This is a genomic window from Phaeovulum vinaykumarii, assembly GCF_900156695.1.
Lineage (GTDB): Bacteria > Pseudomonadota > Alphaproteobacteria > Rhodobacterales > Rhodobacteraceae > Bieblia_A > Bieblia_A vinaykumarii.
Map to the genome: position 1 here is coordinate 155,386 of NZ_FTOM01000006.1, position 12,781 is coordinate 168,166.

Annotated in this window: 10 protein-coding genes, 1 tRNA gene and 1 pseudogene; 1 reads left to right on the forward strand and 11 read right to left on the reverse strand. The window is 67.0% G+C overall.

Annotated elements, in window-relative coordinates; genetic code table 11:
- Window positions 1–106 precede the first annotated feature (106 nt).
- The 5 genes and pseudogenes from BW949_RS12490 to BW949_RS12510 form a co-directional block, all read right to left on the reverse strand.
- Entirely contained in the window at window positions 107–760 is a 654-nt protein-coding gene (locus BW949_RS12490) for an aspartate/glutamate racemase family protein (RefSeq protein ID WP_076366580.1), read from the reverse strand.
- The gene (locus BW949_RS12495; RefSeq protein ID WP_076366582.1) at window positions 761–1,597 is read right to left on the reverse strand and encodes an ABC transporter permease; all 837 of its coding nucleotides are present in this window, start codon (window positions 1,595–1,597) and stop codon (window positions 761–763) included. It abuts the gene before it with no gap.
- A 1-nt stretch (window position 1,598) separates the two neighbouring features.
- The gene (locus BW949_RS12500; RefSeq protein WP_076366584.1) at window positions 1,599–2,453 is read right to left on the reverse strand and encodes an ABC transporter permease; all 855 of its coding nucleotides are present in this window, start codon (window positions 2,451–2,453) and stop codon (window positions 1,599–1,601) included.
- Between the two features lie 88 nt (window positions 2,454–2,541).
- Entirely contained in the window at window positions 2,542–3,807 is a 1,266-nt protein-coding gene (locus tag BW949_RS12505) for an ABC transporter substrate-binding protein (RefSeq protein WP_076366586.1), read from the reverse strand.
- A 25-nt stretch (window positions 3,808–3,832) separates the two neighbouring features.
- Window positions 3,833–4,821, reverse strand: a pseudogene (locus BW949_RS12510) (ABC transporter ATP-binding protein).
- Between the two features lie 235 nt (window positions 4,822–5,056).
- Between BW949_RS12510 and BW949_RS12515 the strand changes: the two are divergent.
- Window positions 5,057–5,731, forward strand: a complete 675-nt coding sequence (locus BW949_RS12515) for a GntR family transcriptional regulator (protein ID WP_076366588.1) — start codon at window positions 5,057–5,059, stop codon at window positions 5,729–5,731.
- On the opposite strand, the gene purL is transcribed toward BW949_RS12515, so the two are convergent.
- The 6 genes from purL to BW949_RS12545 form a co-directional block, all read right to left on the reverse strand.
- A complete protein-coding gene (gene purL / locus BW949_RS12520) occupies window positions 5,728–7,890 on the reverse strand; it encodes a phosphoribosylformylglycinamidine synthase subunit PurL (protein ID WP_076366590.1) in 2,163 nt (720 codons plus the stop codon). The genes BW949_RS12515 and purL overlap by 4 nt on opposite strands.
- A gap of 323 nt (window positions 7,891–8,213) precedes the next feature.
- On the reverse strand, window positions 8,214–8,654 hold the full coding sequence (locus tag BW949_RS12525; RefSeq protein ID WP_076366592.1) for a VOC family protein: 441 nt from the start codon (window positions 8,652–8,654) through the stop codon (window positions 8,214–8,216).
- A 271-nt stretch (window positions 8,655–8,925) separates the two neighbouring features.
- Window positions 8,926–9,002, reverse strand: a tRNA-Pro gene (locus BW949_RS12530).
- Between the two features lie 68 nt (window positions 9,003–9,070).
- Window positions 9,071–9,859 carry a 3'(2'),5'-bisphosphate nucleotidase CysQ gene (locus BW949_RS12535; RefSeq protein ID WP_076366594.1) on the reverse strand — a complete coding sequence of 263 codons (789 nt, stop codon included), beginning with the start codon at window positions 9,857–9,859 and terminating at the stop codon, window positions 9,071–9,073.
- Window positions 9,846–11,216, reverse strand: a complete 1,371-nt coding sequence (locus BW949_RS12540; protein ID WP_076366596.1) for a TldD/PmbA family protein — start codon at window positions 11,214–11,216, stop codon at window positions 9,846–9,848. Before BW949_RS12540 ends, BW949_RS12535 begins: the two co-directional genes overlap by 14 nt.
- A gap of 9 nt (window positions 11,217–11,225) precedes the next feature.
- Window positions 11,226–12,716, reverse strand: coding sequence for a DUF2125 domain-containing protein (locus BW949_RS12545; RefSeq protein ID WP_076366598.1), 1,491 nt, complete (start codon window positions 12,714–12,716; stop codon window positions 11,226–11,228).
- Window positions 12,717–12,781: the final 65 nt, after the last annotated feature.

Consider the following 12,781-nt stretch of genomic DNA (forward strand, 5'->3'; position numbering starts at 1 on the left):
TGAATATGGGTGATTCAAAAGCAACTCAAGATTGCTTATCTTCGCCATGATGCCTAAAAATTAGGAGGATCCGGGTCCAGGGTGATTCTCTGCCGCGTGGGGGCTCTCAGGCCCGTGCCGCGATCAGCGCCCCGGCAAGATGGGTCGCCGCGACCACCCCGTCGATCACCCGAAGCCCGGTGCGGCCTTGCATGTCCTCGGCAAGGCGGGTCATCCCCGCGCATCCCAGAATGGCGGTGCTCACGCCGTCTTCGCGGCCCGCGGCCCGGATCGCCCCGGCCAGCCGGTCGCGCGTCTGCGGCGCGCCGTCCTCGACCTCCAGCACGGCAAGCCCGCTGGCATGGATCGCGGCGCAATGCTCGGCAAAGCCATAGCGGGCGACATTCTCCGCGATCACCGGCACCGAAACCGGCAGGGTCGTCACCACCGAAAAGCGCCCCCCCAACAGCGCGCCCATGTGAAAGGCGGCCTGGCCGATCCCGATCACCGGGCAATGGGCGGCGGCGCGCAAGGCCTCAAGGCCCGTGTCGTCAAAGCACGCGATCACGATCGCCGCCACCCCTTCGGCCCGCGCCCGCGGCAGCATCGCCAGCAGGCCCGGCACCGCGGCGGCGCCGTCCTCGGGGCCCTGGATCGCGGCCGGCGCGTCGTGGTTGGTCCAGCCCTCGATCCGGGTGCCGGGGCAGACCATGCGGGCGCGCTCCACCACGCTTTGGGTCATGGCGGCCGTGGAATTGGGGTTCAGGAACAGGATCGTCATTCAGACACCCTTGCCCGCGTCCGACCCGGCCCTGGCCCGCATCCGGCCCATGATCGCCACCCCCGCCAGGAACACCCCGATGATGAGGAGCGAGAACAGCGTGGTCAGCGTGCCCAGCGCATAGATCACCGGGGTGGTGACATTGGTGGTCATCCCGAAGATCTCGAGAGGCAGCGTGTTGTGGCTTCCCGACGTCAGCAGCGTGCGCGCGAATTCGTCATAGCTGAGCGTGAAGCCGAACAGCGCCACCCCGATCAGCGACGGCGCGATGATCGGCAAAACCACGTGCCGGATCGTCTGCCAGGCGGTGGCGCCCTGATCGCGGGCGGCTTCCTCGAAGCTCTTGTCGAACCGGTTGAACACCGCGAACATGATCAAGAGGCCGAAGGGCAGGGTCCAGGTCAGCTGCGCGCCGAAGCCCGCGCCCGCCCAATGCACCGGCAGGCCCAGCTGGTCAAAGATCAGCCCCACGCCAAGCGACACCAGGATCGACGGGATCACCAGCGACGTGATCGCCAGATAGAACAGCACGGCCGACCCGGCAAAGCGCTTGCGGAACGCCAGCCCCGCCATGACCGAAACGACGACGGTCGTGACCATCACCATCAGCCCCAGCACCAGGCTGCGCCGGAACGCGCCCCAGATGTCGCCCACGGCCTGTTCCTGAAACAGATCGCGGAACCAATGCAGCGACACGCCGCGCATCGGGAAGGTCAGCCCCCCCTCCGGCCCCTGAAAGCTCAGGATGCCGATGGTCAGCGTCGGGCCATAGAGAAACAGCACGAACAGCACGAAGAAGGCGGCCAGAAGATAGAAGGACAGCGGACGCGGCTCCATCTCACAGCTCCTTGCGAATGTTGACAAAGCGCAGAAGGATGCCGATCACGATCAGCACCGTCGCCAGCAGCACGATCGAGGTCGCCGCCGCCGAAGGGTATTGCAAAAGCGCGATGTCGTTCGAGATCAGTCGGCCGACATTGGCGCTCTGGCTGCCCGACATGAAGCGCACGGTGATGAAATCGCCCATGACCAGCGTCACCACGAAGATCGTGCCGATCATGATGCCGGGCTTGGTCAAGGGCAGGATCACGTTGACCAGGGTCTGCACCCCGCTTGCGCCGGCATCGCGCGCCGCCTCCAGAAGCGACCGGTCGATGCGCATCATCGTGTTGAAGATCGGCACTACCATGCACAGCGTGTAAAGGTGCACGAAGGCCAGGATCACCGAGAAATCCGAATAGAGCAGCCATTCCAGCGGCTGGTCGATCACCCCCCACGAGATCAGCGTCTGGTTGGCGATGCCGTTGCGCCCCAGAAACGGGATCCACGAGATCATGCGGATGATGTTCGAGGTCCAGAACGGGATCGTGCACAGAAGGAACAGCGCGATCTGCATGTTCTGGCTGCGCACGTGAAAGGCCAGGAAATAGGCCACGGTAAAGCCGATCGACAGCGTCAGCGCCCAGGTGATCGCGGCATATTTGAACGTCGCCAGAAACACCTTCCAGGTCACCGGCGACGCGAACAGGAATTCGTAATTCTCCAGCGTGAACGCGGGAATAATCGAGAATTCGGTGGCCTGCCAGAAGCTCACCACCCCGATCATGACGATGGGCGCCACCAGAAAGGCCAGCATCACCAGGGCCAGCGGCGCCGCCTGCACCCATCCCGGAAGAGATCCGTTTATCCGCATGGCTCCTGCCTTCGATCTGGTCAAAATATCCTCGGGGGGACCGGGGGGCAGACAGCCCCCCGGCCGCAACGTCAGCGCAAGGCCGGGCTCACGAGGCGATGAACTCGTTCCACTTGCGCACCATGTAGCGGTTCTCGTCCATCACCGCGTTCCAGCAGGCCACGCGGCCCATGCGCTCCTCGAACGACCCGCCGTCGCGCACCTCGCCGGCCTGGGCCAGCGTGTCGCCGGTGGGCGAGGTGATGGTATCGGTCGCGGGCTTGCCCTCGAACCAATAGCCCCATTCGTTCTCGGTCATGAAATTCTTCGAGGTCTCCGGCACCGCCGAATAATAGCCCTGGCGCATCAGATAGCCGCCGACCCAGCCCGACAGATACCAGTTGATGTATTCATAGGCCGCTTCCAGCGCCATGCCCGACAGGTTCTTCGACAGACCGATGCCGCCACCCCACGACCGATAGCCCTCCTTCAGCGGCTGGTAGACACACGGGATGCCGCGCGACTTGACCGCGGTGATGGCGGGCGACCACATCGACTGGATCACGACCTCGCCCGAGGCCATCAGGTTCACGCTCTCGTCGAAGGTCTTCCAGAAGGCGCGGAACTGGCCGCTTTTCTTGGCCTCGGTGAAGATCGCCATGGTGCGGTCGATCTCCTCGCGGGTCATGTTGCCCTTGTCGCCATAGGTGATCTCGCCCATCGCCTCGCAGACCATGGCCATATCCATGATCCCGATCGACGAAATGTCGAGGATCGAGGCCTTGCCGCGGAATTCGGGGTTCAGCAGCTCCGCCCAGCTCTCGATCGGGCGCCCGATCAGGTCGGGGCGGATGCCCAGCGTGTCGGCGTTGTAGATGGTGGGGATCAGGGTCATCCAACCCGTCTCCTCCTTGGCGAAGACGGTCGAGTCCGGCCCCTCGACAAAGCCCACGGTATGGGGCGCGGTGCCCTGCGCGATCACGCTCTCGGGGGTCAGCTTGCCCGACCGGAAGATGCCCACGATCTTGTCATAGTTCTTGATCTTCGAGGTATCCATCGCCTGAAGGTTGCCGGTCGGCCAGACCTTCTTGCAGATCCAGTATTCGATATCGGCGATGTCGAAGCTGTCGGGCTGGGTCGCGGCGCGCTGGGTCACCGCGTCGCTGTCCAGCGCGGTCATGCTCAGCGTGAAGCCCAGGTCTTCCTTCACCTTCCTGGCCACGTCATTGAGGTTCGACACCCCGGTGCCGAACTGGCGCAGGGTGATGTCCTTGATCTCCTGCGCCCAGATCATCGGCGCGGGCAGGGCCGAGGCCGCCATCGCGGCCGCGCCCGTCTTCAGGATCGAGCGGCGGGAATATCTCATCTCCGACATGGGGATCACTCTCCGGTTGGGGAATTCAGTTCTGGAGGCGGTGCAGCCGCCCCTCGTCCCAGGCCAGGCGGACGGCCTCGCCGGGGTTTGTGGGTCGGGAAAAGAAGCGTGCCTCGGGGACCAGCGCCTGGATCTCCTGCGCGCCCTCGGCCAGCGCGGCGGTCACGGCGACGAAGCTGCCCTGATATTCGACCGCCTGCACGGTGGCGTCATGGCCCGTCCCGGTCTCGGCCAGCTGCACGTCATCGGCGCGCAGCGCACAGCGCGCGCCGTTCAGCGTCAGCACGTTGTGTCCGCCGATGAAGCGCGCCACGAATTCGGTCAGCGGCGCGTTGAACACGTCGCGCGCGGGGCCCGATTGCTCGATCCGGCCGCCGTTCATCACCACGATCTCGTCGGCCAGCGCCAGCGCCAGCGCCTCGTCCTGGCCGTGGGTGACGTGGATGAAGGTGATGCCCAGCTCGCGCTGGAGCCGCTTCAGCTCGGCCCGCATGCGGATGCGCAGGAACGGGTCCAGCGCCGACAGCGGCTCGTCCAGCAAGGCACCCGCGGGTCGGTGACCAGCGCCCGCGCCAGCGCCACGCGCTGCTGCTGCCCGCCCGAAAGCTGCGCCGGCAGCCGGTCGGGCAGATGCGCCATGTCGACCAGCTCCAGCATCTCGGTGGCGCGCTTGTGCCGGGTGGCGCGGTCCACACCCTTCATCTTCAGCGAGAAGGCCACGTTGTCGCGCACGTTCAGATGCGGGAACAGCGCGTAATTCTGGAACATCATCGCCGTGCCGCGCTGCGCCGGGGCCAGCCCGGTCACGTCCTGGCCTTCCAGGATCACGCTGCCTTCGGTGATGCTCTCGTGCCCGGCGATCATCCGCAGGGTCGAGGATTTCCCGCAGCCCGACGGCCCCAGCAGGCAGACATAGCTTCCCCCCGCGAAGACATGATCGACATCATCCACGGCCGTCGTGCCGCCGTAGCGTTTCGACACATGCACCAGTTCGAGATCGCGCCCTGTCCGCATCCGGTTGCCCCTTTCTGGCTCGGTCCTGTCTCAGGCTGACCTTTGTCGTGGCGAAAAGGGGAGCATTTTCTGGAATACCGGGCCGGCCAGACCGCTGTTGGCGCGAATTTGGGCGTGTCGTGTCGTGCACAAATTCGTGGACAAGATCGTATACAATCCTGTGTGCAGTCGTTGCCCCTTGCGTGTCCACTCAAGCTGAGTCGAAGCTGGCCCCGACCTCAACACGCGGACCATCATGACCGAACAGGGTGCCACCAGCGATCACATCGCCGACAGGATCGCCGAAGCGATCTTCGAACACCGGATCAACCCCGGCACCAAGCTGGGCGAGGACGAGGTGGGCGAGATCTACGGCGTCTCGCGCACGGTGGTGCGGGCGGCGATGCAGAAGCTGGCGCATCGGCGGCTGATCGACCTGCGGCGCAACCGCGGGGCCTTTGTCGCCCAGCCCAGCATGCGCGAGGCCCGCGAGGTTTTCGAAGCGCGCGCGCTGCTCGAACCGCGGACAGCGCGGTCGGCGGCCGAGCGCGCCACATCCGCCGACCTTGAGGCGCTGCAACGTCACATCGACGACGAACACCAGGCGCTGGCCGCCGGCGATCCGGGGCGGGCGCTGCATCTGTCGGGGGTGTTTCACATCGAGATCGCGCGCATTGCCGATCAATCGACGATCGCGGAATTCGTCGAACAGCTGATCGCGCGGTCGTCGCTGATCATCGCGCTTTACTGGCAGCGGCGCGCGGCCCTTTGCGAAAGCCACGCCCATGACGCGATCCTGCGCACCTTTGCCGAACGCGACGGGGACCGGGCCGAGGAGCTGATGAAGAGCCACCTCCTCGATCTGGTGTCATCGCTGGGGCTGCGCGACGCGCCGCCCGCGCCGCGCACCCTGCGCGAGGCCCTGCGTTAGAGGCCCAGCGCCTGCGCGAAGGCGCTGCGGAACACCTTGGACAATTCGGTCAGCGGGGCCGCGTCGCCGCCCAGGCTGATCGCATCGCCGCCAAAGCGGCCGATGATGCTGACCGGCACGCCGGCCGCTTTGCCCGCCGCGACCAGCGCCTCGGCATCGGCGGGGCTGGCGGCGACCAGATAGCGGGCCTGATCCTCGCCGAAGAGGGCGGCGATGTCGCTGTCGTCGAGCGTGACACCGACGCCCGAGGCCTCGGCCATCTCGAAGGCGGCCAGCGCCAGCCCGCCCTCGGACAGGTCGGTCGCGCCGCGCAGATGCGCCCGCTGGGCCCGCAGGAATTCCCCGTGGCGGCGTTCGCGTTCCAGATCGACCGCGGGTGCATCGCCGTCTTCCATGCCGAAGGCCTCGGCGATCAGCGCCGACTGGCCCAGATGCGTCCCGCGCGTCCCGATCAGCACCGCGGCGTCGCCCTCGGCGGCCAGACCGCCGATGATCTCGTCGGCCGTGCGCAGAAGACCCACGGCGCCGATGGTCGGCGTGGGCAGGATGCCCTTGCCGTCGGTCTCGTTGTAAAGCGAGACGTTGCCCGACACGACGGGGAAGTCGAGCGCACGGCAGGCCTCGCCGATGCCCTTGATGGCGCCGACGAACTGACCCATGATCTCGGGCTTCTCGGGGTTGCCGAAGTTCAGGTTGTCGGTCGCGGCCAGCGGCTCGGCCCCCACGGCGCAGAGGTTGCGCCAGGCTTCGGCCACGGCCTGTTTGCCGCCCTCGTAGGGGTTGGCGCGGACATAGCGCGGCGTCACGTCCGAGGTGAAGGCCAGCGCCTTTTCGGTCCCGTGCACGCGCACGATCCCGGCGCCCAGACCGGGCCGGCGCAGCGTGTCGGCCATGACCTGCGTGTCATATTGTTCCCAGACCCAGGCCTTGTGGGCATGGTTGGGGCTGCCGATCAGCGCCATCAGCCCGGCAATCGGCGCGATCTCGGGCAGGGCCCCCAGCGGCGCGGCGGCGGGCGTTTCCACCCAGGGGCGGTCGTATTCCGGCGCGCTCGAGGCCAGTTTCGACAGCGGCAGGTCGGCCTTGACGGTGTTGCCATGCACGATCAGGAAGCGGTCCTCGGGGATGGTCTCGCCGACGATGGCGAAATCCAGATCCCATTTCTCGAAGATGGCGCGGGCCTCGGCCTCCTTCTCGGGCTTGAGGACCATCAGCATGCGTTCCTGGCTTTCCGAGAGCATCATCTCGTAGGCCGTCATGTTGGCTTCGCGCTGGGGCACGGCATCGAGGTTCAGCCGGATGCCCAGGCCGCCCTTGTCGCCCATCTCGACGGCCGAGCAGGTCAGCCCCGCGGCGCCCATGTCCTGGATCGAGATGACCGAGCCCGAGTCCATCAGCTCGAGGCAGGCCTCGAGCAGGCATTTCTCGGTGAAGGGGTCGCCGACCTGCACGGTGGGGCGCTTTTCCTCGATCGTGTCATCGAATTCGGCCGAGGCCATGGTGGCGCCGCCGACGCCGTCGCGCCCGGTCTTGGCGCCCAGATAGACGACCGGCATCCCCACGCCCGAGGCGGCCGAGTAGAAGATCTTGTCGGTTTCGGCCAGGCCCGCGGCAAAGGCGTTCACCAGGCAATTGCCGTTGTAGGAGCGGTGAAAGCGCACCTCGCCGCCCACGTTCGGCACGCCAAAGCAATTGCCATAGCTGCCGATCCCCTCGACCACGCCCTTGACCAGATGGGTGGTCTTCTCGTGGCCGGGCAGCCCGAAGCTGAGCGCATCCATCGCCGCGATCGGCCGCGCGCCCATGGTGAAGACATCGCGCAGGATGCCGCCCACGCCGGTGGCCGCGCCCTGATGGGGCTCGATGTAGGAGGGGTGGTTGTGGCTTTCCATCTTGAAGACCACGGCCTGCCCGTCGCCGATATCGACCACGCCGGCGTTCTCGCCGGGGCCGCAGATGACGCGTTCGCCGGTGGTGTGCAGCGTGCGCAGCCATTTCTTCGACGACTTGTAGGAGCAATGCTCGTTCCACATCGCCGAGAAGATGCCCAGCTCGGTGAAGGTCGGCTCGCGGCCGATGATCTCGAGGATGCGCGCATATTCGTCGGGCTTGAGCCCGTGCGCGGCAATCAGGTCTTGGGTGATCTGGGGCTCTTGCATCTCGGACCTCTTCGGCTGCTGGGCGCGGTTTAGAACATGCGCCCGGCGCGGGGAAGGGAAAGTTCGAGACAAGACGCCGCCCGCGCGAGAATCGCGCCGCGTCTGCCCGCGCGAGAATCGCGCCGCGTCGTGCCCGCGCGAAACGCGGCTTGCTTTCCGGGATGTGGGGGGATTTCGTGTTGAGAGCCACCGGGTTTGTCCTTTCGGATCTCGGCAACCCCTCGGCAACCCCTTGAAAACACGCGGGCCGATTTTGGATCGGCAACGAGGTTACCCATTTTGGTCACGGATCTTGTCCGGGCGGGCACGGTCTGTCGCGAGATTTAAGAGCTACGCAACCACGGCGTTTCGCTCACAGCGACCAATAAGCCCTCTGGACTGAGAAAGCGCGTCACTTTCTGGCCCCAAGGCTCTTCCCGGTTGGAGATCAGCAGATGATAGCCACGAGTCAGCAGCCCTTCTGTAGCGATGGTGATATTCTCCACATCGAACTCTAGCCATGCCTGTGGTGTCGGTAGATCGGTAGGCCACTCATCACGGCCGAAACAGGACTGCGCGGCTTGCGTGAGCGGCCAAAGCGCAAAATGCCTGCACCCCTCTACCTCGCCATCTTCGGTCGAAAGATAGTCCGTGTTATCGCCGTATGGTTTGAGTGGTAAACCAAGTGTCTCCGCATAAAGCGCCTGACTTTTCGCCGAATCTCTGGTTATTGGGCCAAAACCAGCGACAAAAAGCACGCCAAGACCTGAAAATTCCTGCTTCATGTTTGCCTCAGTCACGTATCTGAGTCCTGTCGGGCCATCTGTACATGTTTTCCTGTCCGCTTTAGCATAGTCTCCCGATCTCGGAGGTCCAATGACGGTTTCAGGCTCGAAGCGGGCCTTGAGGTTTCGTAAAGCGGCGCATCCGCGTGTCGGGGACAGATGAGGTGTTTGCCCTCAAGCGGCAGGCAGACCGAGACAGGGCGCAGCGGCACCCAAGGGGCATTTCGTGCCCCCGAAAGGACAAATGTCCTGACTGTCGATATTCGGGAAATGGTCGGAGCGAGAGGATTCGAACCTCCGACCCCCTGCTCCCGAAGCAGGTGCGCTACCAGGCTGCGCTACGCTCCGACCGTGAGGGGGGAGTTACCGATTCCCGTCTGGCTTTGCAAGGGGGGAATCTGCGGCGATTGTGTCCGCTATCCGGGCCAGCGCGCCAGCCGGCCGAGGATGTCGGAATGCAGGGCCGCGGGCGCGGCCACGATGCCGTCGGTCTGGGGCGGTGCGCGGTTGAAGGCCAGCGGTCCGCCCAGCCGGTCGGTCACCCGCGCCCCGGCCCGTTCGGCGATCAGCGCGCCCGCCGCGATGTCCCATTCCCAGGCCGGGCGCAGCGACAGCGTGGCGTCGAAGCGGCCCTCGGCCACCAGGCACAGCCGCCAGGCGATCGAGGGCCGGAACGCCCGGCGAAAGACCGGCACGTTGCCGCCGCGCCAATTGCCCGGATGCGCCGAGGCGGTGCTGGTCAGAACCTGCGCGGCGCTCAGGTCGGCGGCGGCGCTGGCCCGGATCGGGTGGCCGTCGCGCAGGGCGGGGCCGTCGGCGGTGGCGGCATAGCTGATCCCGCGCGCGGGCAGATGCACCAGCGCCGCGATGGGCCGGCCGGCCTCGATCACGGCAAGCGAGATCGAGAACCCCTCCTGCCCCTCGAGAAAGGCGCGGGTGCCGTCGATCGGGTCGACCACGAAGACCCGGCCCGCGCGCAGCCGCGCCGGTTCGGGCGGGCTTTCCTCGGACAGCCAGCCATAGCCGGGCCGGGCCGCCCGCAGGACGCGCGCCAGTTCGGCATCGACGGCCAGATCGGCCTGCGACACCGGCCCGCCGCCATCGGGCTTTTCCCAGGATTGCGGCGCCGCGCGCCAGAAGCGCAGCGCGACGCGGGCCGCGGTCTCGGCGGCCTCGTGCAGAAGCGCGAGGTCAGCTCCCGGCAAGGGTCAGCCCCTCGACCAGAAGCGACGGCACGACATGGCTCTGATGGGCCTTGCCGTCATTGGCCGGGATGATCCGGGCCAGCATCTCGCGCAGGTTGCCCGCCACGGTGCATTCGTTGACCGGATAGGCGATCTGGCCGTTCTCGACCCAGAAGCCCGCCGCCCCGCGCGAATAATCGCCCGTGGTGGGGTTGATGGTCGAGCCGATCATCGAGGTGACCAGAAGCCCGCGCCCCATCTCGGCGATCAGCTCCGCGCGGGTCTTCGTGCCGGGCGTCAGCGCCACGTTCGACACGCTGGGGCCGGGCGGGCCCGAGACCCCGCGCGCGGCCGAGGCGGTCGAGCGCAGCCCCAGCTTGCGCGCGGTGCCGAGGTCGAGCGTATAGCCCATCAGCACACCGTTCTCGACGATCGCGCGGCGCGCGCAGGCCAGACCTTCGGCGTCGAAGCGCCGCGAGCCGGGCACGCGCGGGCGCAGCGGATCTTCGATCAGCGACAGGCCGGGGGGCAAGACCTCCTCGCCCAGCGCATCGCGCAGCCAGCTTGCACCGCGCGCGATGCTGGTGCCGTTGATCGCCGACAGAAGATGCCCGATCAGCCCGCCCGAGATGCGTTCGTCATAAAGCACCGGGAAGCTGCCGGTCGGGGGCTTGCGCGCACCCAGCCGGGCAACGGCGCGTTCGCCGGCCTCCTGGCCGATGCTTTCGGGGCTGGGCAGGTCGGCGGCGAAGATCCGGCTTTCGGCCGACCAGTCGCGTTCCATCCCCGTGCCTTCGCCGGCAATGGCCACGCAGGACACCGCCCGCGACGACCGCGCCAGCGCGCCGCGAAACCCGTTCGAGGCCGCCAGATGCACCAGACGCTGCGAATGGCTGGCGCTGGCCGATTGCACCTGCGACACGCCCGCAATGCCAAGCGCGGCGGCTTCGGCGGCGCGGGCCTCGGCCTCGAGCTGATCGGGCGCGGGCGCGTCGGCCGGGTCGCACAATTCCAGCCCGCCGGCATCGCGCGCAGCACTCAGCTGGTCGGGGTCGGCCAGCCCGGCATGCGGGTCGACGGGGGCCTCGCGCGCCATTGCCACGGCGCGTTCGGCCATGGCCAGCAACGTGGGTTCGGACACATCCGAGGCCGAGACACAGGCCTGCCGCGCGCCGCTTGCGTCGCGGATCAGCGCGCGCAGCCCGATCTCGACGCCCTCGGCGCGTTCAGCCTGTTCCAGCGCACCGGCCCGCACGTCGATCGAGACCGACCGGCCCGAAAGGACCAGCACATCCGCCTGATCGGCGCCCGCGCGCCCGGCGGCATCCAGAAGGCGGCTGGCCAGGTCGGCCAGCCGTTCGGGAGCGTGCAATTCCATGCCTTGCCCTTACTTCAGACGCTGGCCGTTGGCGTAGATCGTGCCATCGGCCTTCATCTCGATTTTCGAGGTCAGCGTGTCCTCGCCCTGCGGCACGCCGAAAAGCCCCATCATCATGCGCGCGCCCATCGCCTGATCCTGCGGCAGAAGCTTCATCGCCACCAGCTTGTCGATCAGCGCATTACCGCCCACCAGCTTGAGGTCAACGGCGCCCTGCGGCATCGGCACGGGGCCCGAATTGTCGATGGTGCCGCCGCCCGCGCCGGTCAGCTGCGCCCCGGCGGCGCGCAACTCCAGCGCCTTGATGTCCACGGTGTCGATCTGGCCCGGCGCCGTTTCGGTTTCCGCCATGGCCGGGTCGAACACATCCATGTCCAGCCGCGCCGTGCCGGCCAGATCCACCATCAGCCGCGCGGGATCCCGCGGCAGCTGCGCGGTCGGGTCGAACATCGCCCAGAGGGCATCGGAAATGGTCACGCCGTCCATGTCCCACAGGAAGGCAAAGGGCTGGGCCGCGTCGGATTTCATCAGCGGCATGGAGAAGTTGAACGCGGCCTGGGACATCGACGCCGCGATCGGCACCGGCACGTCGGGGGCGTTCACGCTGACCTCGATCCCGCGGCCATGCCCGCCATAGGACAGGCCGGCCTTCGACATGGAAAAGGACACGTCGGCGCTGTCGGTGCGCGCGCTCATCGAGCCCTTGCCCTCGGGGCTGGCGGTGTCGACGGTGTAATCCATGTTGCCGTAGGCGATGCGGCCCTGCGCGGCAAAGCCGTCGTTCAGCGCCTTGCGCAGGTCGGCCATGTCGGTCTGCGCGGGCAGGGCGACCTCGCTGTCAAAGTCGATGGCGTTGGCCTTGCCGGCCGCGGTGACGGTGCTGCCGTCCTCGGGGTTCGCGCCCGACAGCGAGAAGGTCATCTTCGCGGCGTGGAACTTGGACACCAGCCCGCGCGACGGGCCTTGCGTCAGCACATAGCTGCCGGTGTTGTCGGTCAGCGTGAATTGCATGCGCAGCGGCACGTCTTCGCGGCCGGCCTGCATGCCCGTCACCTCGACCGCGACTTCGGGCACGACCAGATCATAGGACATCGCATCGGGCGTGCCCGAGACCACCGCGCGCAGATCCTTCTGGCGGACGACAGCTTCGGTGGTGACCTTCTTGCCGTCCTCGGGCATGGCTTCGACATGGAAGGGGATCTCGGGGGCCATCTGCACCTCGACCCGGCCGTCGCCCATGTCGCGCAGGCGCAGTTCGGGCAGGGTCAGCGCAAAGCTCGATCCGTCGCGGCTGCTGGTCAGCTGCGTGTCCGAGATGACCAGCGTGTCGCCCTGACGGCTGCGGCTGCCCACGGTCAATTGCTGGCCAAGGTCGCGGTAATAGCCGGTCCAGCCCTCCCAGACCTGTTCGGGGGTGACATCGGCCATGGCCATGCTGGCGGTGGTGGCAAAGAGGGCGGCCAGCGCCGCGCCCGAGCCGGTTTTCCTGCAAGAGAACATCTGCGATCCTTCGCGCGAAAGGGGTGTTGGCCCGAAGCATCCGCGCAGCATCCGCAATGGTCAAG

Excerpts from the sequence above, each read along its gene's own strand:
- BW949_RS12540 (WP_076366596.1), bottom strand. The coding sequence starts at position 11,216 with ATGGAATTGCACGCTCCCGAACGGCTGGCCGACCTGGCCAGCCGCCTT.
- BW949_RS12505 (WP_076366586.1), bottom strand. The coding sequence starts at position 3,807 with ATGTCGGAGATGAGATATTCCCGCCGCTCGATCCTGAAGACGGGCGCG.
- BW949_RS12515 (WP_076366588.1), top strand. The coding sequence starts at position 5,057 with ATGACCGAACAGGGTGCCACCAGCGATCACATCGCCGACAGGATCGCC.
- BW949_RS12490 (WP_076366580.1), bottom strand. The coding sequence starts at position 760 with ATGACGATCCTGTTCCTGAACCCCAATTCCACGGCCGCCATGACCCAA.
- purL (WP_076366590.1), bottom strand. The coding sequence starts at position 7,890 with ATGCAAGAGCCCCAGATCACCCAAGACCTGATTGCCGCGCACGGGCTC.
- BW949_RS12525 (WP_076366592.1), bottom strand. The coding sequence starts at position 8,654 with ATGAAGCAGGAATTTTCAGGTCTTGGCGTGCTTTTTGTCGCTGGTTTT.
- BW949_RS12500 (WP_076366584.1), bottom strand. The coding sequence starts at position 2,453 with ATGCGGATAAACGGATCTCTTCCGGGATGGGTGCAGGCGGCGCCGCTG.
- BW949_RS12545 (WP_076366598.1), bottom strand. The coding sequence starts at position 12,716 with ATGTTCTCTTGCAGGAAAACCGGCTCGGGCGCGGCGCTGGCCGCCCTC.
- BW949_RS12495 (WP_076366582.1), bottom strand. The coding sequence starts at position 1,597 with ATGGAGCCGCGTCCGCTGTCCTTCTATCTTCTGGCCGCCTTCTTCGTG.